The organism is Acidovorax sp. HMWF029 (assembly GCF_003060895.1).
Taxonomy (GTDB): Bacteria; Pseudomonadota; Gammaproteobacteria; order Burkholderiales; family Burkholderiaceae_C; genus Acidovorax.
Genome location: NZ_QAIH01000108.1, coordinates 1 through 21,023 on the forward strand (window position 1 = coordinate 1; position 21,023 = coordinate 21,023).

The 21,023-nt window shown below is 66.0% G+C and carries 19 protein-coding genes and 1 pseudogene; 16 read left to right on the top strand and 4 right to left on the bottom strand.

What is annotated here, in order from left to right; all coding sequences use genetic code 11:
- The 8 genes from cobN to cobT all read left to right on the top strand — a co-directional run.
- Positions 1–3,623: cobaltochelatase subunit CobN (gene cobN, locus DBR12_RS07290; protein WP_108616648.1), on the top strand; the 3,623-nt coding region annotated here is incomplete at its 5' end.
- A 29-nt stretch (positions 3,624–3,652) separates the two neighbouring features.
- On the top strand, positions 3,653–4,222 hold the full coding sequence (cobO, locus tag DBR12_RS07295; RefSeq protein ID WP_108616664.1) for a cob(I)yrinic acid a,c-diamide adenosyltransferase: 570 nt from the start codon (positions 3,653–3,655) through the stop codon (positions 4,220–4,222).
- Positions 4,223–4,246: 24 nt separating this feature from the next.
- Positions 4,247–5,233, top strand: a complete 987-nt coding sequence (gene cbiB / locus DBR12_RS07300) for an adenosylcobinamide-phosphate synthase CbiB (RefSeq protein ID WP_199226655.1) — start codon at positions 4,247–4,249, stop codon at positions 5,231–5,233.
- On the top strand, positions 5,230–6,306 hold the full coding sequence (locus DBR12_RS07305) for an aminotransferase class I/II-fold pyridoxal phosphate-dependent enzyme (RefSeq protein WP_108616665.1): 1,077 nt from the start codon (positions 5,230–5,232) through the stop codon (positions 6,304–6,306). The genes cbiB and DBR12_RS07305 overlap by 4 nt, the downstream gene beginning before the upstream one ends.
- Positions 6,303–7,097: a HipA family kinase gene (locus DBR12_RS07310; RefSeq protein WP_108616650.1), complete on the top strand. Its 795-nt coding sequence runs from the start codon at positions 6,303–6,305 to the stop codon at positions 7,095–7,097. The genes DBR12_RS07305 and DBR12_RS07310 overlap by 4 nt, the downstream gene beginning before the upstream one ends.
- Entirely contained in the window at positions 7,084–7,476 is a 393-nt protein-coding gene (locus DBR12_RS07315) for a DUF3037 domain-containing protein (protein ID WP_108616651.1), read from the top strand. Before DBR12_RS07310 ends, DBR12_RS07315 begins: the two co-directional genes overlap by 14 nt.
- Positions 7,477–7,511: 35 nt before the next feature.
- Positions 7,512–8,990 (top strand): cobyric acid synthase, encoded by a 1,479-nt coding sequence (locus DBR12_RS07320; protein WP_108616652.1) that lies wholly within the window; start codon positions 7,512–7,514, stop codon positions 8,988–8,990.
- A gap of 54 nt (positions 8,991–9,044) precedes the next feature.
- Positions 9,045–10,115, top strand: coding sequence for a nicotinate-nucleotide--dimethylbenzimidazole phosphoribosyltransferase (gene cobT, locus DBR12_RS07325; RefSeq protein ID WP_108616653.1), 1,071 nt, complete (start codon positions 9,045–9,047; stop codon positions 10,113–10,115).
- Between the two features lie 25 nt (positions 10,116–10,140).
- Here cobT and DBR12_RS23530 read toward each other — a convergent pair.
- Positions 10,141–11,550: pseudogene (locus DBR12_RS23530) on the bottom strand (GGDEF domain-containing protein).
- On the opposite strand from DBR12_RS23530, the gene DBR12_RS07335 reads away from it, so the two are divergent.
- From DBR12_RS07335 to DBR12_RS07360, 6 genes are all read left to right on the top strand, one after another.
- Positions 11,536–12,609: an ABC transporter ATP-binding protein gene (locus DBR12_RS07335; protein ID WP_108616654.1), complete on the top strand. Its 1,074-nt coding sequence runs from the start codon at positions 11,536–11,538 to the stop codon at positions 12,607–12,609. The pseudogene DBR12_RS23530 and the gene DBR12_RS07335 sit on opposite strands and share 15 nt — an antisense overlap.
- 60 nt (positions 12,610–12,669) lie before the next feature.
- Positions 12,670–13,962, top strand: coding sequence for a PotD/PotF family extracellular solute-binding protein (locus tag DBR12_RS07340; protein ID WP_108616655.1), 1,293 nt, complete (start codon positions 12,670–12,672; stop codon positions 13,960–13,962).
- Between the two features lie 198 nt (positions 13,963–14,160).
- Positions 14,161–15,072 (top strand): ABC transporter permease, encoded by a 912-nt coding sequence (locus DBR12_RS07345; protein ID WP_108616656.1) that lies wholly within the window; start codon positions 14,161–14,163, stop codon positions 15,070–15,072.
- Entirely contained in the window at positions 15,072–15,965 is an 894-nt protein-coding gene (locus DBR12_RS07350; RefSeq protein WP_108616657.1) for an ABC transporter permease, read from the top strand. Before DBR12_RS07345 ends, DBR12_RS07350 begins: the two co-directional genes overlap by 1 nt.
- 13 nt (positions 15,966–15,978) lie before the next feature.
- Positions 15,979–16,743 carry a GntR family transcriptional regulator gene (locus DBR12_RS07355; protein WP_108616658.1) on the top strand — a complete coding sequence of 255 codons (765 nt, stop codon included), beginning with the start codon at positions 15,979–15,981 and terminating at the stop codon, positions 16,741–16,743.
- Positions 16,744–16,765: 22 nt separating this feature from the next.
- A complete protein-coding gene (locus tag DBR12_RS07360) occupies positions 16,766–17,500 on the top strand; it encodes an aspartate/glutamate racemase family protein (RefSeq protein WP_108616659.1) in 735 nt (244 codons plus the stop codon).
- Between the two features lie 66 nt (positions 17,501–17,566).
- On the opposite strand, the gene nth is transcribed toward DBR12_RS07360, so the two are convergent.
- Positions 17,567–18,205, bottom strand: a complete 639-nt coding sequence (gene nth, locus DBR12_RS07365; protein WP_108616660.1) for an endonuclease III — start codon at positions 18,203–18,205, stop codon at positions 17,567–17,569.
- 60 nt (positions 18,206–18,265) lie between these two features.
- Positions 18,266–18,745, bottom strand: a complete 480-nt coding sequence (locus DBR12_RS07370; RefSeq protein ID WP_108616661.1) for a GyrI-like domain-containing protein — start codon at positions 18,743–18,745, stop codon at positions 18,266–18,268.
- 124 nt (positions 18,746–18,869) lie between these two features.
- On the opposite strand from DBR12_RS07370, the gene DBR12_RS07375 reads away from it, so the two are divergent.
- Complete coding sequence (locus DBR12_RS07375; protein WP_108616662.1) at positions 18,870–20,060, top strand: PLP-dependent aminotransferase family protein; 1,191 nt, start codon at positions 18,870–18,872, stop codon at positions 20,058–20,060.
- 7 nt (positions 20,061–20,067) lie between these two features.
- Positions 20,068–20,295: a SlyX family protein gene (locus DBR12_RS07380; protein WP_108616663.1), complete on the top strand. Its 228-nt coding sequence runs from the start codon at positions 20,068–20,070 to the stop codon at positions 20,293–20,295.
- Between the two features lie 115 nt (positions 20,296–20,410).
- Here the strand turns inward: DBR12_RS07380 and DBR12_RS07385 are convergent, their stop codons facing one another.
- The gene (locus DBR12_RS07385) at positions 20,411–21,019 is read right to left on the bottom strand and encodes a TetR/AcrR family transcriptional regulator (protein ID WP_108616666.1); all 609 of its coding nucleotides are present in this window, start codon (positions 21,017–21,019) and stop codon (positions 20,411–20,413) included.
- Positions 21,020–21,023 lie beyond the last annotated feature (4 nt).

Below are 21,023 nucleotides of genomic sequence, written 5' to 3' on the forward strand. Positions count from 1 at the left end.
CCCCCCGCCTGCTGCCCCACGCCGCTGCGCTGGAGGCTTGGCGCCAGGGCCAGCCCGCGCTGCGCAGCCTGCCCGCCGTGGCCGTGCTGGTGCACCGCCACCATTTCATAGACGGCAGCACGGAGTGGCTCGATGCCTGGCTGCGCACCTTCCGCCAGCAAGGCCTGTTTGCGTATGCTGCCTTTGGTCAGCAGGTCACAGCACAGACGCTGGCCGAGGTGCTGGAGTTGCCCCCAGAGAACGGCACTGGCCCCGGTCGCCTGCATGCCTCCGCCCTGGTGCTGCACCAACTCGTGCCCCAGGCCGCCGCGCTGCAGCCGCTGCTGACGCGCTGGGGCGTGCCGCTGCTGGGCACGCAGCCCTATCGTGCAGGCGATGCTGCGGCGTGGGAGGCCAGCGACACGGGTTTGTCGCTGTCCGATGTGCCGTTCTACCTGGCGCAGCCCGAGGCGGCCGGTGCCATCGACCCGGTGCTGGTGGCAGCCCACGGTGCCGAGGGGCAAGACTTTCGCCTTATCGAACGCCAGGCCCAGGCCGTGACCGCCAAGGCGCGGCGGCTGATTGCACTGCAGACGAAGCCCGCCGCCGACAAGCGCCTGGTGGCCATGGTCTACAACTACCCGCCGGGCGGCACCAACTTCGGTGCCTCGTTCCTCAACGTGCCGCGCAGCCTGGAGCAGGTCTCCAGCGGCCTGGCCCAGGCAGGCTACCGCACGCAGCAGGTGCCCGAGCAGGGCTGGATCGATGGCCTCAAGCCGCTGCTGGCCGCCTATTACCCCGGCGCCGATGTGCGCGCGCTGCTGCAAAACGGCCAGGCCGCTGCGCTGCCGCTGGCGCGTTATGAGCAGCACCTGGCCACGCTGCCCAAGGCCGTGCGCGAGCGCATGAACGCGCACTGGGGTGCGCCCGAAAAGAGCCGCTACGTGCTCGAGTGGCAGGGCGAAAAGGTGTTCGCCATCCCGCGCCTGCAGGTGGGCAATTTATCCGTGCTGCCCCAGCCCCCGCGCGAGGAAACCCTGCGCCTGGGCCAGAACCCCTTCATGCACAAGAGCAAGGCGCCGCTGTCACACCATTACCTGGCCGTGTACCTGTGGGCGCAGTTGGAGGCCGATGCCCTCATCCACTTCGGCACCCACGGCACGCAGGAATGGGCCGGAGGCAAAGCCCGTGCGCTGGATGTCTATGACGATGCGCTGCTGCCGCTGGGCGACCTGCCCGTGGTCTACCCCTACATCGTGGACAACCTGGGCGAGGCCCTCACGGCCAAGCGCAGGGGCCGCGCCGTGTTGGTGAGCCACCGCACGCCCGTGTTCGCCCCGGCGGGCTTTGAGGCGCGCATGGCCCACATGCACGAGGTGATGCACGAGTGGGAAACCGTGGACGAAGGCCCCACGCGCCGCGCGCTCGAAAAGCAATTGGTCGCGCAGTTTGTGGAGCACCAGTTGCACCGCGACCTGGGCTGGACTGCCGAGCGCATTGCAGCCGACTTCAGCGGCTTTCTTGAAATCCTGCACCCCTACCTGGACCAGCTCGCGCAAAGTTCGCAGCCCAAGGGCCTGGCCGTGTTCGGCCGTGTGCCCGCGCCCGAGCAGCGGCGCGAGACCATCTTGCAGGCGCTGCGCAAACCGCTGATCGAGGCATTGGGCGAAGACATCGACGAGGCTTTTTTGATCAAGTACGATGCCGTGTTGGCCGCACGCCCCGCGCGCTGGCTGGAAGTGGCCTTGAAGGACGCGCAGGCTGCCAGCGTGCTGGACCTGCGCCCCGCGCTGCCTGACACGGCGACCGCACAGGACGGCCTGGTGCGCGCCGAAGACCATGTGCCCAACCGCGCTGCACGCCAGCCCATCGACACGCCCGCGCTGCTACAACTGGCCCAGCGTGCGCAAGAGCTGGAGCGCCTGCTCGCCACCGAAGGCGAACTGCCCGGCCTGCTGGCCGCGCTGGAAGGGCGCTACCTGCCCGCCGCTTACGGCGGCGACCCCATCCGCAACCCCGACAGCCTGCCCACAGGCCGCAACCTCACGGGGCTGGACCCCAGCCGCCTTCCCACCCGCCAGGCCTATGCCGTGGCGCAGACACTGTTCAACGACTGGTTCAAGAACTACCAGGCGCGCCACGGCGGCCAGGCGCCAGAGCGCATGGCGCTGTCGCTGTGGGCGGGCGAAACCCTGCGCCACCAAGGCATCATGGAAGCGCAGGCGCTGGTGGCGCTGGGCATGCGCCCGGTGTGGGACGAGTCGGGCCGCCCCGTGCGCGTGGAGACCATTGCCGCCGATGAGCTGAAACGCCCGCGCGTCGATGTGCTCATGAGCATCACCGGCTCGTACCGCGACCAGTTCCCTGCGCTGATGGCACTGCTAGACCGCGCCGTGGCCCAGGCCGCCACGGCCGAGCCCGGCAACGTGATCGCACGCAACACCGCGCAGATTGGCCAGGAGCTGCGCAAGCAGGGCGTGCCCCGCGCGCAGGCCGAGCAACTGGCGCGCGTGCGGGCCTTCGGCAATGCGGTGGGCGACTACGGCACCGGCCTGTCGGACGCGGTGCAAAGCGACGGCTTGCAAACCAACGATGCGCGCCTGGGCCAGATGTTCCTCGAACGCATGAGCCAGCCTTATCTGGAGGGCGAACCGGTGACGGGCGTTGCGGGCGGTGTGGCGGCCAAGGCATTGGGTGCCCACCTGCGCCGCACCGATGCCGCCATCCTGTCGCGCAGCTCGCACCTGTATGCCATGGTCAGTTCGGACGACCCGTTCCAGTACCTGGGCGGCTTGTCGGCGGCAGCCCGTGTGGCAGGCCGCCCGCAGGGGCTGGAGCTGCATGTGGCGCAGTTGCAGGATGTGGGCGAGCCCAGCACCGAAACCGCGCAACGCGCCATTGCGCTAGAGATGCAGTCGCGCTACCTGCACCCTGGCTGGCTGCAGGCGCAGAAGGCCGAGGGCTATGCGGGCACGCTGCAGGTGCTCAAGGCCGTGCAGTTTGCCTGGGGCTGGCAGGCCGTCGCACCCGACACGGTGCGCAGCGACCATTGGCAAAGCTTTTACGACGTGTTGGTGCGCGACAAGCACCAGCTGGGCCTGCCCGAGTGGCTCAAGGAGCACCCGCAGGCCTACGCCCAGTCGCTGGAGCGCCTGGTGCAGGCGCAGCGCCAGGGCTATTGGCAGGCCGATGCCGACACGCAACAGCAGCTTGCGCAGATGTATCAGGAGTTAACGCGCGCAGCCCCGCTGGCGGCCGAGCTGCCCAGTGTGCGCCGCTGGGTGGAGCAGGCCGCGCGGGGTGTGCCCCCTGCAGACGCAGCGCCCCTGGGCATGGCCATTGCCGCGCCGCAGTCGCCAGCCCTGGCAGCGCCACAGCCCGCGCTGCCCGCCGCTGACCTGCCTGCGCCGCCCGCCCAGGCAGAAGCACCACCCTCCGCGCCCGCCGCACCTACCATGGGCGTGTTGCTGGAGCGGCAGCCCGAGACAGCCCCTTCCGACAGCGCCAAAGAGCCCAGCCCCGTAGAGCGCTTTGCGGGCATCGTGGCCTTGCTGGTCATGGCCCTGGTGGCGATGGCGGGTGCCGCTTGGCAGGCGCGCCGCCCGTTCTCGGTATCTTCCCCGTTGCAACCGGCCGGCGTGTGATGCCCGGTCCCTCTGAAAGAATCGACACCATGCAGATCGAAACCCCGCCCACCGAAAAGCGCTACGAAAAGCCCGAGGGCGAACGCCGTGGCCTCATCATCGTCAACACCGGCGACGGCAAGGGCAAGAGCACGGCGGCCTTTGGTCTGGCGCTGCGCGCCCACGGCCGGGGCAAGGCCGTGAAGATTTTCCAGTTCATGAAAGTGCCCACCGCGCGCTTTGGCGAGCACCGCATGTTCGAGCAGATCGGCATCCCCATCGAGGGCCTGGGCGACGGCTTCAGCTGGAAGAGCAAGGACCTGGAGCACTCGGCCCAGCTTGCGCGCGATGGGTGGGAGAAGGCGCGCGCAGCCATCCTGTCGGGCGAGCATTTTCTGGTGGTGCTCGACGAGATCACCTACCCGCTGATCTACGGCTGGCTGCCGCTCGAAGGCGTGTTGCAGACGCTGCGCGAGCGGCCCAAGGAGGTGCATGTGTGCCTCACCGGCCGCCGCTGCCCGCCCGAGATCATTGAGCTGGCCGACACCGTGACCGAGATGCAGATGGTCAAGCACGCGTTCAAGGCGGGCATTCCTGCGCAGCGCGGCATCGAAGATTGATGTCCCGTGTCTGACCACTGGTCTCTGTGGCTGTATCCCGTCCTGGGGTGGCCTGCCGCTGCCGTCTGGATCAGTGTGCCTTTGCTGGCCTTGGCGGTGGACTGGTGGCTGGGCGAGCCCCGTGCAGCTTGGCATCCAGTGGTGTGGATGGGCCGGGCGCTGCAGTGGTGGGGCGACCGGCTTGCCCCCTCGGTGCCTGTGGCCCATGATTTCAAGCTTTTTTGGCGGTCATCGCGCATCTGGTGTGCGCTAGCAGCTATTGTTTTTATAGTGGCGATGGTGGCGCAGAACCTGGTGCTGGCGCTCCCCACGTTTGTGGCGGTTGCCTTGCTGGCCTTGCTGCTCAAGCCCCTGCTGGCCTGGCGCATGCTGCGCGATGAGGTGCTGGCGGTGGAGGTGGCACTGGGCCAGTCCTTGCCCGCCGGGCGTGCCCAGTTGGCCCGTTTGGTGAGTCGTGATGTGAGTGTGCTCACCGTAGTGCAGGTGCGCGAGTCGGCCATTGAGTCGCTGGCCGAAAACCTCAACGACTCGGTGGTGGCGCCGCTGTTCTGGTTTGCGCTGCTGGGCCTGCCGGGGGCTGCGCTTTACCGATTTGCGAACACGGCCGATGCCATGTGGGGCTACCCTGGCATGCGCGGCGGGCGTTACTGGCAATGGGCGGGCAAGTGGGCGGCGCGGGCCGATGATGTGCTGTCGTGGGTGCCCGCACGCATCACCGCCTTGCTGATGGTGGTGGTGGCCAAGGGCTTGCCTTTTTCCACATTGGCCCGTCAGGCGCGCAAGACGCCATCGCCCAACAGCGGCTGGCCCATGGCGGCCATGGCACTCGCGCTGAATGTTCGGCTGGCCAAGCCCGGCGTGTACACGCTGCACAGCAAGGGCCGCCGGGCCGGGCCGCTCGATACGCGGCGTGCAGCGCACTTGGGGACGCAGGTGGTCCTGGCCATGGTTCCGTTGGTCGCCGCGCTGCAACTGCTGGTGCTGGGGGCGTTCGTTTGGGCGCGCGCATGAGTTCGTCGGATCTTTTCGCCTTGTCGGCTCCGCAGCACGGCGGCCCGGACGCTGCTGGCATCCCGCTCTTTGATTTTTCGACCAACAGCAACGCCTGCGGGCCCTGCCCCGAGGCGCTGCATGCTGTGCGCACGGCCGACGCCACGCGCTACCCCGACCCGGCTTACACGGCCCTGCGCGAGTCCCTGGGCGCCTTCCATGGCGTGGCGCCAGGCCGCATCGTGCTGGCGGCGAGTGCCAGCGAGTTCATTCACCGCATCACCGCGCTGGCTGCGCAGCAGGGCGCGGTGCAGGTAGCCGTACCGCCGCACAGCTATGGCGACTATGCGCAGGCCGCACAAGTGCGGGGGCTGGAGGTGCTGCGGGGTGGCGGTACGGCGGCGGGTTTGCAATGGGCCTGCGAGCCATCCAGCCCTCTGGGTTTGGAAGAGCCCGCTGTGCGCGCCTGGCAGCAAGGGGATGCGGACGCCGCCTGGCGTGTGCTGGACTGCGCGTATGTCCCCCTGCGGCTGGACCCCGAGGGCGCATGGACGGGCGCACCGTCGCCGCGCACGCCCTCGGCCTGCTGGCAGCTCTGGACCCCCAACAAAGCACTGGGGCTGACGGGCGTGCGTGCTGCTTATGCGATTGCGCCGCCAGACGGTGAGGAGCTGGCGCTTGCTATCACAGGCTTAGCACCCTCGTGGCCCGTGGGTGCCCATGGCGTGGCCTTGCTGCAGGCGTGGGCCCAAGCCACCGTGCAGCAATGGCTGGTGTACAGCCTGCGCACGCTGAGTGATTGGAAGGCGCGGCAGCTGGCGTTATGTACCGACCTGGGCTGGGCCGTACACGCAGGCAGCCTGGCCAACTACTTCTGCGCGCAGCCGGCCACAGCGATGCTGCCGAGCGACTTTGCAGCGCTGCGCGCCAGCGGCATCAAGCTGCGCGATGCCACATCGTTCGGCCTGCCCGGCACCGTGCGCCTGGGTGTGCTGGCGCCCGCTGCACAAGATGCGCTGCAGGCCGCATGGCAAGCCCTGCCGGGCCGTACCATCCCGCACAGAGTTTCAACCGGTTCAGGGGAGACCTTGTGAGAACCATCGCCGTCAATCGCTACGTCACGCCGCTGCGTGAAGGTGGCTCCATGCCCGCCATCATCGAAGGTGATGACCTGGGCACCTACGTGCTCAAGTTCCGTGGCGCAGGGCAGGGCGTGCGCGCGCTTCTGGCCGAGATCATCGCGGGCGGCATCGCCCGTGCGCTGGGCCTGCCGGTGCCCGAGATCGTGCTGGCCCAGCTCGACCCCTCCCTGGCGCAGACCGAGCCCGACCCCGAGATCCAAGACCTGGTCCGCGCCAGCGGCGGCCTGAATGTGGGGCTGGACTACCTCTCGGGCGCGCTCAATTTCGACCCGGCGGTGGATACGGTGTCGGATGATTTCGCCTCGCGCCTCGTGTGGTTCGATGCCCTGGTGGGCAACGTGGACCGCACCGCGCGCAACACCAACCTGCTCATGTGGCACCGCCAGCCCTGGCTCATCGACCATGGCGCGGCGCTCACCTTTCACCACGCGTGGAACGGCACGGTGGCCCAGCCCGCCAAACCCTTCGCGCCGATTGCCGACCATGTGCTGCTGGCCCGCGCCAAGCTGCTCGCGCAGGTGGACGCTGAGCTGGCCGCGCGCCTCACGCCCGAGGTGGTGGCTGGCATCCTGGCCGAGGTGCCCGACGAGTTTTTGGTGCTGGCCGGTGCCGACCACGAAGAAGGCCTGCTGACCGCTGCCGCCACCCACCGCCAGGCCTATGTGGACTACTTCTGTGCCCGCTTGGCCGGGCGCGCCACCTGGGTGAATGCGTTGAAGGAGGCCGTCGATGCACGCGCCTGAGGTGTATGACTACGCCATCGTCCGCGTGGTGCCGCGCGTGGAGCGCGAAGAATTCATCAACGCGGGTGTGATCCTGTCGTGCCAGCGCACCGGATTTCTGCAGGCCGCCATCGCGCTCGATGACGCGCGCCTGCTGGCCATGGACCCGCACGCCGACCTCGACACCGTGCGCCGCCACCTGTCCGCCATCGTCGCCATCTGCGCGGGCGACGAAGGCTGTGGCCCCATCGCCCGCCTGCCGTACCGCCAGCGCTTTCACTGGCTCACCGCCAAACGCAGCGCCATCATCCAGACATCGCCCGTGCACACCGGCCGCTGCACCGATGCCGCGGCGGCGCTTGAACACATCATGGACCGCATGGTCCGCCCACTGCCTTGAATCCAAACCCTTCTCCCCATTTGGCCCGCTGTGTGATGGTGCTGGGCACCACCAGCGGTGCGGGCAAAAGCTGGCTCACCACGGCCCTGTGCCGCTACTACAGCAACCTGGGCCTCAGGGTGGCGCCGTTCAAGGCGCAGAACATGAGCAATAACGCGCGCGTCGTGGCCAGCGAGACTGGCAGCGGCGAGATTGGCTCTGCCCAGTACTTCCAGGCCCTCGCGGCCCGTGCCGAGCCCGAGGTGCGCATGAACCCGCTGCTGCTCAAGCCTGAGGCCGAAACGCACAGCCAGGTCGTGCTGATGGGGCAGGTGAGCGCCGAGCTGACGGCCATGCCTTGGCGCGGCCGCAGCGAAAAGGTGTGGCCGCACATCGCTGCAGCGCTTGACGCACTGCGCGCAGAGAACGACGTGGTGGTGATTGAGGGTGCGGGCTCCCCCGCTGAAATCAATTTGCACGCCAGCGACATCGTCAACATGCGCGTGGCCCGCCATGCCGACGCACGCTGCCTGCTGGTGACCGACATCGACCGGGGCGGAGCGTTTGCCCACCTGTACGGCACCTGGGCGCTGCTGCCGGAGAACGAGCGCGCGCTGATCCACGGCTTTGTGCTCAACAAGTTTCGCGGTGACGCCAGCCTGCTGGCGCCTGCGCCGCAAATGCTGCAAGAGCTGACCGGCGTGCCCACTGTGGCCACCATCCCCATGCAGTGGCGCCATGGTCTGCCTGAAGAGGACGGTGTGTTTGATGACCGCAGCACCGCTGCCGGTGCGGTACACACCACTGTGGCCGTGGTGGCCTACCCGCGCATCAGCAACCTGGACGAGTTCCAGCCGCTCAAGAACGTGCCTGGCCTGCGCCTGCTGTGGGTGCGCAGCCCGGCCGACCTGGCGGGCTTGAGGCCCACCGACTGGGTGGTGCTGCCCGGCTCCAAGTCCACAGCGGCTGACCTGGCCTGGCTGCGCGCGCAAGGGCTGGACAGCGCCATTGCCCAGCATGCCGGGCAGGGCGGAACAGTGCTGGGCGTGTGTGGTGGCCTTCAGATGTTGGGCGAGGCGCTGATCGACACCGCTGGCATCGACGGCAATGCGCCGGGCCTGGGCCTGCTGCCTTTGGTGACTACCTTCGAAGTCGCCAAGACGGTCCAGCGCACCCAAGCGCAGTTCGGTGCTATGCAAGGTGCATGGGCCGCATTGGCCGGTGTGTCCGTCACCGGCTACGAAATCCACCACGGCCAGACGGCACAGCACCCCGCCATGGCTGCCAGGGGTGATGTAGCGCGCGAAGTCATCCCAGGCATTGCGTGGCAAAACCCGGCCGGCAATGTGCTGGGCATTTATCTGCACGGCTTGTTCGAGGATGCTGCCGTGCTGCACGCGCTGTTTGGCCGTGCGGGCGCAGACCCAGTGCCTACCCTTGATGGGGTGTTTGAAGGCCTGGCGCGCATGGCGCAAGCCAGCTTCGAGCCCGGTGCATTGCAGGCGTTGATAGCCCCGATTTCTGCTACAGCCTGAGCGCTGCGGCCCACAGCCCCTTCTGTTTCCATTGCTTTTTCGACTTCACACACCATGCAATCCCTGGCCCAGTTCACTGTCCCTGCCATCGCCGATATCTCCGACGCCGCGCTGACTGTCCGTTTGCAGCATCTGCTCGATAACAAGACCAAACCGCTCGGCTCGCTGGGGCGGCTGGAGGCCCTGGCCCTGCGCATCGGCCAGGTGCTGGGCACCGAGGCTCCGGTGCTCACGCAGCCGCAAATGCTGGTGTGCGCGGGAGATCACGGCCTGGCGGCCCGGGGCGTGTCGGCCTTTCCCAGTGATGTGACCTGGCAGATGGTGGAAAACTTTCTGGCCGGTGGCGCTGCCGTGAGCGTGTTGGCGCGCCAGCATGGCCTGCAACTCACGGTGGTGGACTGCGGCGTGGCGCGCCGCATTGCGCCGCGCGATACCGCACCGGGAGCGCCACGCCTGTTGACGCGCAATGTGGCGCCCGGCACACAGGATGCTTCGGTGGGCCCAGCCATGGCGCCTGAGCAATGCGCGCAAGCCCTGCGCAATGGCATGGATGTAGTACGCGCCTTGCCGGGCAATGCACTGCTGCTGGGCGAAATGGGCATTGGCAATACCTCGGTGGCGTCGCTGCTGCTAGCGCGCTTGGCAGGTTTGCCCCTGGCCGACGTGACTGGTGCGGGCACGGGACTGGATGCCATCGGAATCGAACGCAAACGTGCAGTGCTGCAGCAGGCGCTCGATGCCAACGCCGACGCCACCACGCCGCTGGACGCGCTGGCTGCGCTGGGTGGGTATGAGGTTGCCACGCTGGTGGGCGCCGTGCTGCAAGCGGCGGCAGAGCGCCGCGTGATCGTGGTGGATGGTTTCATCACCAGCGCTGCGGTGCTGGTGGCCAGCCGCTTGCAGCCCGCTGTGCTGCAACGCTGCGTGTTTGCCCACCGTTCAGGTGAGCGGGGGCACACCCTGATGCTGGCGCAAATGCAAGCCGAGCCGCTGCTGGACTTGGGCCTGCGGCTGGGTGAGGGCTCAGGTGCCGCCCTGGCGTGGCCGCTGCTGCAATCGGCTTGTGCAGTGCTGGCCGAGATGGCGAGCTTTGCGTCGGCAGGGGTGGCCACCCAGACGGTTTGATACGGTCGGGCTTTCCCGCGCCTGATCAGGCGATACAGGTCCGGTTGCGTCCTTCATGCTTGGCGCAGTACAGCGCGGCATCGGCGCGCGACAGCATGGCATCCAGGGTTTCGTGGGGGCCGGTCCAGCTGGTCAGACCGATGCTGACCTAGCAGTCCAGCGCATGGCCAATCGCCAACGCGGCATGGATGCGTTGCGCTATAGCCGCTGCGGCCGCTGAATTCGCGTCGGGCAGCAGCACCAGGAACTCCTCGCCCCCATAGCGCCCCAGTCGGTCTGCGCGGCGCAAAACTTGGCGTGTGCATTCTGCAAAATGCACCAGCACTGCGTCACCGTGCTGGTGCCCCCCGCTGTCGTTCACTGCCTTGAAGTTGTCCAGGTCCACCATCATGATGGACGGGCCGTTGCCGTAGCGCTGTGCGCGCTCCAGCTCGTCTTCGCAACGCTGCAGCAGCGCGCGGCGGTTGAGCGTTTGAGTCAACGAATCGTAGGTGGCCAGATATTCAAGTTCTGTGCGCAAGCGGTCAGTGGCCATGAGCACGGCCCCGATGGACAGCATGAGCACTGTGATCACGTAGGCCCCGATGTACAGCGTCTGAAGCAGCGAGGGCTCCATCAGGTCTGTACCGGCATGTCCGGTGGCGATGGTGGCCAACCGCAGGGCGAGCACCACCATGTGCAGGCACAGCACTACCTCCACGAGCCGCACCGGGAAGTTGCGCCCGCCATGGCGCAACATGAAGCGCATCTGGGCCAGGTAGATCACCCCCATGACGACAGTAAAAAAACCGACCCTCAGTGCGTAGTCGGGCACCCAGTAGGTCAGCACGATGAACACCAGCATGGTGCCCGCCATCAGCCAGTTCCATGTGCGCCAGGTGGTCGGCTGGCCCATGAAGCTGCGTGTGCCCATGTAGTACGTCACCGTGCCCAGTACCAGCAACTGGTTGGCAAGTACCAGGCTGAGCCAGTCTGGAACAAGGTCTCGTACCCCGAACAAGACGGTGGACACCAGCCAAAGCAGTGGCGCCAGGGCCCAGGCACCTACACCCCGGATGGACGGCGGGTAGTAGCGCCGCATGAACAGAAGCACGATGGCCATGATGGCGGACATGAAGCCCGCCATGGCGATCATGGAACGTGGATCGAGGTTCATGCAGCGGGCTGGGGCGTGGCGTCTGCGTAAGAAATTGCTTCTTGGTGCCAAGGCCAGTATAGCCACGCACCTGCATATGGCCGCAAGATGATTTACCGCACCAATTCGTACGCATTTGCACCACAAAGACCTTGCTATGAGCCTGGCATGGTGCAGTCGCACGGAAGTGTTACCGGGGTTGCGCACAGTGCTGGTGTGTTTTGTATGCAAAGTGAATAAAACATTGTGTACAAAGTTGGCATGGGCCTTGCGTAAGAAATCCCCATGCAAAGCTCCCATCCAGTGCCCGCCCCCGCCGCGATTGAAATCGTGGGGTTGACCAAACGCTACGCCAGCGGCAAGCCTGCCGTGGATGCCATCAACCTGCGCATTGCCAGCGGCAGCTACTGCTGCCTGCTGGGGCCCTCGGGCTGCGGCAAGAGCACCACCTTGCGCATGATTGCCGGGCACGAATCGGTGACCAGCGGTGACATCCTGCTGGAGAACCGCAACATCACCGACCTGCCCGCTGCCGCACGCGGCACGGCCATGATGTTCCAGAGCTTTGCGCTGTTTCCGCACCTCTCGGCGCTGGACAACGTGGCCTTCAGCCTCAAGATGAAAGGCGTGGCCAAGGCCGAGCGCCAGGCCAAGGCGCATGACCTGCTGGAGCGTGTGGCGCTGGGTCACCTGGCCGATCGCAAGCCCGCCGAACTCTCGGGCGGGCAGCAGCAGCGCGTGGCGCTGGCGCGGGCCTTGATCACCGAGCCGCGTGTGCTGCTGCTGGATGAGCCGCTGTCGGCGCTCGACCCCTTCCTGCGCATCCAGATGCGCGCCGAGCTGCGCCGCTGGCAAAAAGAGCTGGGCCTGACCTTCATCCACGTCACGCACAGCCAGGAAGAAGCCATGGCCCTGGCCGACACCATGGTGGTGATGAACCACGGCGTGATCGAGCAGGTGGGCAGCCCGCACGAGGTCTACAACCGGCCCGCCAATGAGTTTGTGGCGCGCTTCATGGGGGGGCACAACGTGATCGACACCGCCGATGGCAAGGTGGGTGTGCGCACCGACCATGTCCAGGTGGCCGCCGCTGGGGTGGCGCTGCCGCCCGGCGCGCAGCACATGCTGGCCGTGGTGACCGATGTGGAGTACCAGGGCACCTATGTGCTGCTGGGCCTGCAAAAGCAGGGCGTGGCGCTGTCGGCCAACGCCACGGCAGCGTACTCGGTCATGGTGTCTGAGGCGGCCTATGCCGCAGCCCCCTACGTGGTGGGGCAGGCCGTGCAACTGCACTGGCAGCCGCACCAGGCGCACCCGCTGACTGCGCCGCAGCCCCAGCCTGCCGCCGTTGCTGCCTGATTTCGATTTCCGTTCGCTGTCCCTGTTCCGTTTCCCTTCCGCAACCCAAGGAGTTTTTCCATGTCCGATGCTTCCCGTGCTGATTCCCCTGCTGTTGTCCCCGAAGCCACTGGTGTGGCTCGCCGCTCGCTGCTCAAAGGCACGGCGGGCATCCTGGCCGCAGGCATGTTCCCGGCCGTGCATTCGCAGGAAAAGATCGTGCTGCGCTACCTGGGCACGGCGGTGAACCAGGACAAAGCCATTGCCGAAAAGTTCAAGGCCGACACCGGCATCGAGATCCAATACGTGGCCGTGACCACGGACGATGTGACCAAGCGCGCTGTCACAGCCCCCAACAGCTTTGACCTGATCGACACCGAGTACTTCTCGCTCAAGAAGATCGTGCCCACGGGCAACCTCAAGGGCATTGATACCAAGCGCATCAAGAACGCCGACAAGATCACCACGCTGTTCACCACCGGCCAGGTGGCGGGCAAGGCCGTGGGCGACCAAGGTACGGCACCCAAGAAGGTGATCTACCTGGAAGGCGAGAAGTCCAAGAAGTTTGCGACTGCGCCCACGCAGTTCATGAGCCTGATCCCCACGGTGTACAACGCCGACACGCTGGGCATCCGCCCCGACCTGATCAAGCGCCCCATCAACTCCTGGGCGGAGCTGCTCAACCCCGAGTTCAAGGGCAAGACCGCGATCCTGAACATCCCCAGCATCGGCATCATGGACGCCGCCATGGTGGTCGAGGCCATGGGCATCTACAAGTACCCCGACAAGGGCAACATGACCAAGAAGGAGATTGATCTCACGATCAAGACCCTGATCGAAGCCAAGAAGCAGGGCCAGTTCCGCGCGCTGTGGAAGGACTTCAACGAGTCGGTCAACCTGATGGCTTCGGGTGAGGTGGTGATCCAGTCCATGTGGAGCCCGGCCGTCACGGCCGTGCGCACCAAGGGCATCGCCTGCAACTTCCAGCCCCTGAAGGAAGGCTACCGCGCCTGGGCTGCGGGCTTTGGCCTGCCCGCCACGCTGAGCGGCCGCAAGCTCGATGGCGCCTACGAGTTCATCAACTGGTTCCTGGACGGCTGGGCCGGTGCGTACCTGAACCGCCAGGGCTACTACAGCGCCGTGCTGGAGACCGCCAAGGCCAAGATGGAAGCCTACGAGTGGGCCTACTGGATGGAAGGCAAGCCCGCCACGCAAGACATCAAGAGCCCGAATGGCGACGTTCTGGCCAAGACCGGCGCGGTGCGCGACGGCGGCAGCTACGAGTCGCGCATGGGCGGCATTGCCTGCTGGAATGCACTGATGGATGAGAACAACTACATGGTCCAAAAGTGGAATGAATTCGTGGCGGCGTAGAGGATTGCACCCCCTGAGGCGCTGCGCGCCTTCCCCCTCTCTCATATTGCTTCGCAATCTGGGAGGGGGACGCCCCCGGTGCACGCAAGTTAAGCGCTGCATCCGCAGCTCGGCGGCCCTTGCACGGGGGCACTGGCCTTTGGCCGCGCCGGTTTCGAAAGCAGCGTGCGGCGCTGTTGAATTCTGAATGCAAACACCATGAGCACCACCACACCGTCCTTACCCACTGCCGCCGTCCCTGGCCGCAGCATTGCCGCCTGGTGGCAGGCAGCGCCGTTCACGCTGGTGTTTGCGCTGTTTTTCCTCATCCCGCTGGCGCTGATCGTGATGGTCAGCTTCTGGGACTTCAACGAGTACGAGCTGTTGCCCGGCTTCACGTTCAAGAACTACGTGTCGATCTTCGCGGGCTGTGGCGATGCGTCAGAGGGGCTGTGCGTCACGCTCAAGACGTATTACTCCACGCTCAAGTTCAGTTTTTTGGTGTGGCTGATCACGCTGGTGATCGGCTTCACGGTGGCCTATTTTTTGGCCTTCCATGTGCGCTCGTCGGGCATGCAGACGCTGCTGTTCGTGCTGTGCACCATTCCGTTCTGGACGTCGAACGTGATCCGCATGATCTCGTGGGTGCCGCTGCTGGGGCGCAATGGGCTGGTCAACCAGACCTTGATGGGCATGAACCTGATCGAGACGCCCATTGAGTGGCTGCTGTTCTCGGATTTCTCTGTGGTGCTGGCCTTTGTGCACCTGTACACCATGTTCATGATCGTGCCCATCTTCAACAGCATGATGCGCATCGACCGCAGCCTCATCGAAGCCGCCAGCGACAGCGGCGCAAGTGGCTGGCAGACGTTGTGGAACGTGATTGTTCCGCTGTCGCGCACCGGCATCATCATTGGCTCGATCTTCGTCATCACCATCGTCATGGGTGACTTCGTGACGATTGGCGTGATGGGCGGGCAGCAGATTGCGTCCGTGGGCAAGATCATCCAGGTGCAGACGTCGTACCTGCAGTTCCCGCTGGCAGCGGCCAATGCCGTGATCTTGCTGGCCGTGGTGCTGATGATCATCTGGGGCCTCACGCGCATGGTTGATATCCGCAAGGAGTTGTGATGAAAACCCGCATTCGCGAATCCCGCCCCGCCAGCTTCTGGCCCTTGGCCATCTTCTTTGCGCTGTTCGTGCTGTTCATGTACGGGCCGATGTTTGTCATCTTCATCCTGAGCTTTCAGGGACCGGAAGGGGGGCTCACCTTTCCGATGCGGGGCGTGTCGCTGCACTGGTTCGCCAAGTTGGCTGAGGGGCTGGGCGTGGTGGACATTGGCGCGGCACTGTGGCGCTCGCTGGGCCTGGGCCTGGCGGTGATGCTGTGCACGGTGGTGCTGTCGGTGCTGGCAGGGCTGGCGTTTCGCAAGCGGCTGGCGGGGGGCAACACGCTGTTCTTCATCGTGGTGGCCAGCCTCATCATGCCGTCCATCATTGTGTCGCTGGGCATAGGACTGGAGTTCCGGCTCATCGATAACGCCATCAAGGCCGTGCTCGAAGGGCTGGGTATGGAGAGCGCGCTGGAGGGTTATGGCACATCGCTCGGCCTGTTTACCTCGGCCCTGGGCGCGCACCTGACGTGGACGCTGCCGTTTGGCCTGCTCATCATGTTTGCGGTGTTCAACCGCTTCAATCCCGCGTATGAAGAAGCCGCACGCGACCTGGGGGCCACGCCCTGGCAGGGCTTTGTGCATGTGGTGCTGCCGTTGATTGCGCCGTTGGTGGTGGGCATTGGCATGTTCGGCTTCACGCTGAGTTGGGACGAGATCGCCCGCACCTCCCAAGCCATTGGCGATGTGAACACCTTGCCGCTGGAGCTGCAAGGGCTGACCAGCACGGTGACCACGCCGTCCATCTACGCGCTGGGCACGGTCACCACCGTGGTGTCGTTTGCGGTGATGGGCATCACGCTGGCGCTGGTGTGGGCACTGGGCCGCAGGCGCAAGGGCCGTTCGGGGTAAAAACGGCACCCTTATGACGACCACCATTCCCAAGCCCCGGCGCGCACGCGCTGCGGCCGCCGAACCGACCGCTCAGCCCGAGGCCCCAGGCCAGTTCAGCGACAACGATATGTACGACCGCATGGTGTCGGCCATTCTCGACCACCGGCTACCACCCGGCACCAAGCTGGTGGAGGACAAGCTGGCAGCGGCCTTTGGCGTGTCGCGCACGCGCGTACGGCCCGTGCTGGTGCGGCTGGCCAATGAGCAAGTGGTCACGCTCACGCCCAACCGTGGCGCATCCATTGCCCAGCCCACGCCGCAAGAGGCGCTGGAAGTGTTCGAGGCCCGCCGCTTGCTGGAGCCGCGCCTGGTGGAACTGTTCATTGCCAACGCCACCGATGCCGACATCGCAGCGCTGCGCACCTGCATTGACGACGAAGAGGCCGCACGCGCCAGTGGCGACATGCGCCGCGCCATCCGCCTGTCGGGCGACTTTCATCTGCACATTGCGCAAGCGGCAGGGCATCAGACGCTGGGGCGCATCCTGCGCGAGCTGGTGTCGCGCACCTCGCTCATCCTCATGACCTACAGCCCCAGCCATGCGCGGGAGCGCGAAGAGGCCACGGCCTGCGGCTGCCGTGAGCACCGGGCGCTGATTGACGCTATCCGCCTGCGCGACGCCAAGGAGGCGGCCCGGCGCATGCTGGACCACCTCGTTCGTATTGAGTCACAACTGGAGTTCACGTCCCCTGTGGCCGACGCGCCGGACCTGGCACGCCTGCTGGGCGGTGCCTGAGTCGATTGCCGCCCCCTTGCCCATGCGCCAGCTGCTTGTCATCAACCCCAACACCTCGGCCCATGTCAGCGCGCTGCTGCAGCAGCATGTGCAGACTGCTGCGGGTTCGCATGTGGCGGTGCGCACGGCCACAGCGCGCTTGGGTGCGCCCTACATTGCGTGCGAGGCCAGCTACGCCGTGGCTGCCCATGCTCTGCTCGACGCCTGGGCACACGACCTTGCCCAGCCGGTGCCGCCGCCCGACGCCGTGTTGATTGGCTGCTTTGGCGACCCTGGCCTGATGGCGCTGCGCGAGAGTAGCCCCGTGCCCGTCACCGGCCTGGCCGAGGCATCATTCATCGAAGCGGCTCGCCACGGCCGCTTTGCCATCGTCACCGGCGGCGAGCGCTGGGGGCCCATGCTGCAGCGCCTGGCGCAAGCCCTAGGCCATGCCCATGGGCTGGCGGGCATCCACACCGTCGCTCCCACCGGCGCCCAACTGGCCGCAGACCCCATCGCCGCCCGTGCCTTGCTGGCCCAGGCCTGCCGCGACGTGGTGCGCCAGATGGGCGTGCAAGCCGTCATCCTGGGCGGGGCAGGGCTGGCCGGTATGGCCGCCGCCGTGCAGCCGCAGGTGTCGGTGCCCGTGATCGACAGCGTGGTGGCAGGGGCCACCTGGGCTCTGCGTGCCCATCCCGTCCCGCCTGAGCGCAAGGTGGCGGGGTTTGATGTGGCGTGGGCGGGGGTGTCCGCAGAAATGGCTGCGTTGGGTTTTTGATAAAAATGGCCGCTAGCGCTTGATGGTAAAGCGCTAGTAGCTATCAAAAATGTAGTGTTTTGTTTGTCAGGCTGCGGTGACCTTGGGCGAGAAATCGCAATATTGCGCGACGGCACATTCCCAGCAACGCGGCTTGCGCGCCTGGCATACATAGCGGCCATGCAGGATGAGCCAGTGGTGGGAATCCACTGCGTATTCCTTGGGTACGCGCTTCATCAGTTGCTGCTCCACTGCCAGCGGGTTCTTGCCCGGCGCAAGGCCTGTGCGGTTGCTGACGCGAAAGATATGCGTGTCCACCGCCATGGTGGGCTGGCCAAACGCCACGTTCAGCACGACGTTGGCTGTTTTGCGGCCCACGCCAGGTAGAGCCTCCAGGGCTTCGCGGGTGCGTGGCACCTGGCTGCCGTGCTGCTCCACCAGGATGCGGCAGGTCTCCATGAGGTTCTTGGCCTTGGTGCGGTACAGGCCAATGGTCCTGATATAGCCCTCCAGTCCCTCCAATCCCAAGTCCAGGATGGCCTGGGGTGTGCCCGCTACGGGGAACAGTTTGCGCGTGGCCTTGTTCACGCCCACATCGGTGGCTTGGGCCGACAGCAGTACGGCCGCAAGCAGCTCGAACACGGTGGTGTATTCGAGCTCGGTGTTGGGCATGGGGTTGGCCGTCTTCAGGGTGTCGAAGAAGGCCTCGATCTGGGTAGTTTTCATCACGGGTTCAGAAAGCAGGGAGCAAGGTCAGGCCACAGCAGCTTCGCGTTGGCGGGCCGGTCAGCGGCTGGGCTGAACCGGCATGCACAGCCAGCACGGGAACCGGCCTGTCGCTGGGTCTACGGAAAAGTCCTCATCGTAGATTTCCAGCGCGGCGCGTGGTGCCCACTCCCAGCCCTCGGGGATTTGGCCTGGCAACGCCATCTGGGCCCATGCAGCTGCGATTTCAGGGCCAGTGCCAGTGAAGTGCAGGCAGGCGTAGTCGCCGCCTTCATAGTCCATAACCTGCACATCAGGCCCGGTGCGCAGGCCCACTCCAATCTGCACTGCAGCGTCGTAGCGGCATTGCTCTGAGGGCGTGCAGGCCGGGTTGTCGTGGCTGAACCCGTAGAACTTGGGCTGCGGATTGTTCAGTCGGTTCGCGGCGCACCAGGCGCCAAAGCGCTCCCACAGTTCGGTCAGGCCGGGGTGTCCGTAGGCGCCGGTATGGCGCATGGTTGCAAGGCGCATGCGGGGCAGGATGCGGAGCGTCAGTGGCATGGTGGATGTGGGGAGAGAGTGTGCGGGGGGATGAGGCCAGGGGCCAGTTTAATGACGCCGCAAGAATCCTGCGTCGCAATTGGCGACAATGCACGGTTTGTTGCCAACCACTCCTGTCCACGCCATGCAATTTGCCGACCGCCTGAACAACGTAGAAACCTCCGCCATCCGTGAGCTTTTCAAGCTGCTGGGCAAACCCGGCATCATCAGCTTTGCGGGTGGCTTCCCCGATAGCGCGATGTTCGACGTGGACGGCATCCGCGCTGCCAGCAACGCGGCGCTGGCTGAAGAGCCCGGCGCCGCACTGCAGTACGGTGCCACGGAGGGCTACAACCCACTGCGCGAACAACTGGCGGCCTTCATGGGCAGCAAGGGGGCCAAGGACGTGGCGGCCGACAACCTCATCGTCACCACCGGCAGCCAGCAGGCGCTGGACCTGCTGGGCAAAACCCTGATCAGCCCCGGCGACAAGGTGATTGTGGAAGGCCCGACCTTCCTGGCCACCATTCAGTGCTTCCGGCTTTATGGCGCAGAACTCATCAGCGCGCCGATCGACGGCAACGGCGTCAAGACCGACGAGCTGGAAAAGCTTATCGCTGAGCACAAGCCCAAGTTTGTGTACCTGATCCCCACCTTCGGCAACCCCAGCGGCGCCATGCTGAGCCTGGAGCGCCGCAAGGCCGTGCTGGAGATGGCGGTCAAGCACAACACGCTGATCGTCGAGGACGACCCCTACGGAGACCTGTACTTTGGCGATGCGCCTCCCCCCAGTCTGCTGAACCTGTCGGCCACGGTGCCCGGCAGCCGCGATCTGTTGGTGCATTGCGGGTCCTTGAGCAAGGTGCTGTCGCCGGGTTTGCGTGTGGGCTGGATGATTGCTCCCGCCGAGCTGCTGGCCAAGGCCACGATGTGCAAGCAGTTTAGCGATGCGCACACCAGCACCTTTGCGCAGGCCACTGCCGCGCAGTACCTGAAGGCTGGCCGCATGCCCGCCACGTTGGCGAACGTGCGCAAGGTGTACGCTGAGCGTGCCCAGGCCATGGGCGATGCGCTGCGCAAGGAACTGGGCGATGCCATCGAGTTTGTGCAGCCCCAGGGCGGCCTGTTTGTGTGGGCGCGCCTCACGGGTGCGGGCGGCAAGGTGGCCGACGGCAACGTGCTGGCCAAGCGCGCGATTGAAAAGGGTGTGGCCTTTGTGCCTGGCACGCCGTTTTTCTGCGCCAACCCGGACCACGCCACCTTCCGCCTGTCGTTTGCGACGGCCGATGCCGACAAGATCCGCGAAGGCGTGGCGCGCCTGGGTCAGGCTCTCTGACGCATCGATGTCCGACGCCAACGATCTCGCCAACGTTCTCCAGCGCCTGGAAGCTCTGGAGATCAAGGCCAGCTTTACCGAAGACCTGCTGGACCAGCTGAACATGACCATCTACCAGCAGCAGCAACTGATCGACCGGCTTACGCACGAGGTGATTCAGCTGCGCCAGCAGGTGCCGGATGCAGGGGCGAACGAGCCGCGCAATTTGCGCGATGAATTGCCGCCGCATTACTGATGGTTTGGCAGGCCGCTCCGATCTTCCCCTGCCGTTCGGACTGCGCTTGTCCAAGCCCGGTGCTGCGCTTTGAAAAGCTCAGCGTGAACGGGTTTTGTTTTTTGAGTCTGCAACGTCACGCACGCACGGACCGCCAGGCGGCATCCGCCAACTGCGCGCGGTACGTGGTGGGCGAGGGCAGGCCGCCCTGGCCTGCATTGCCTGACAGCCACGCCCGGCAATAGCTCTGCACCGGGCCCATCACCAGCGACGGCATCAGCTCGCAGGGCAGGTCGCGCAGCGCGCCGGACTGGCGGTGGGGCTCGAACCAGGCCACCAGCGCCTGGTTGCGGCGCCTAGCTGCGTCCGCCAGGTCCGGAATGCGCGGGCCCGCTGCCACTGCGCCGCGCGCCTGAAACATGAACCGTGCCCGTTCGGGCTGCGCCACCACCCAGTCCAGATAGCCTGTAACGAGTGCCAGCACGCCAGCCTCCGCCCCCTGGGCCGCATCCAACTGCGCTTGCACGGCGCGCGACTGGTCGTGAAAGATGTCGAAAAACAGCGCCGCAACGATGCCGTCCCGGTTGCCAAAGTGGTGATAAATGCTGCCTACGCTGGCGCCGCAGCGCGCGCGCACGCCGTCAATGGTGACGGCGTCCACCCCGTCGTCTGCTGCGCAAGCAAGGGCGGCGCTCAGGATCTCTTGGCGCCGGTCGGGCAGGGGCTCGGCGGGGGCGTCGGTCAGGGGC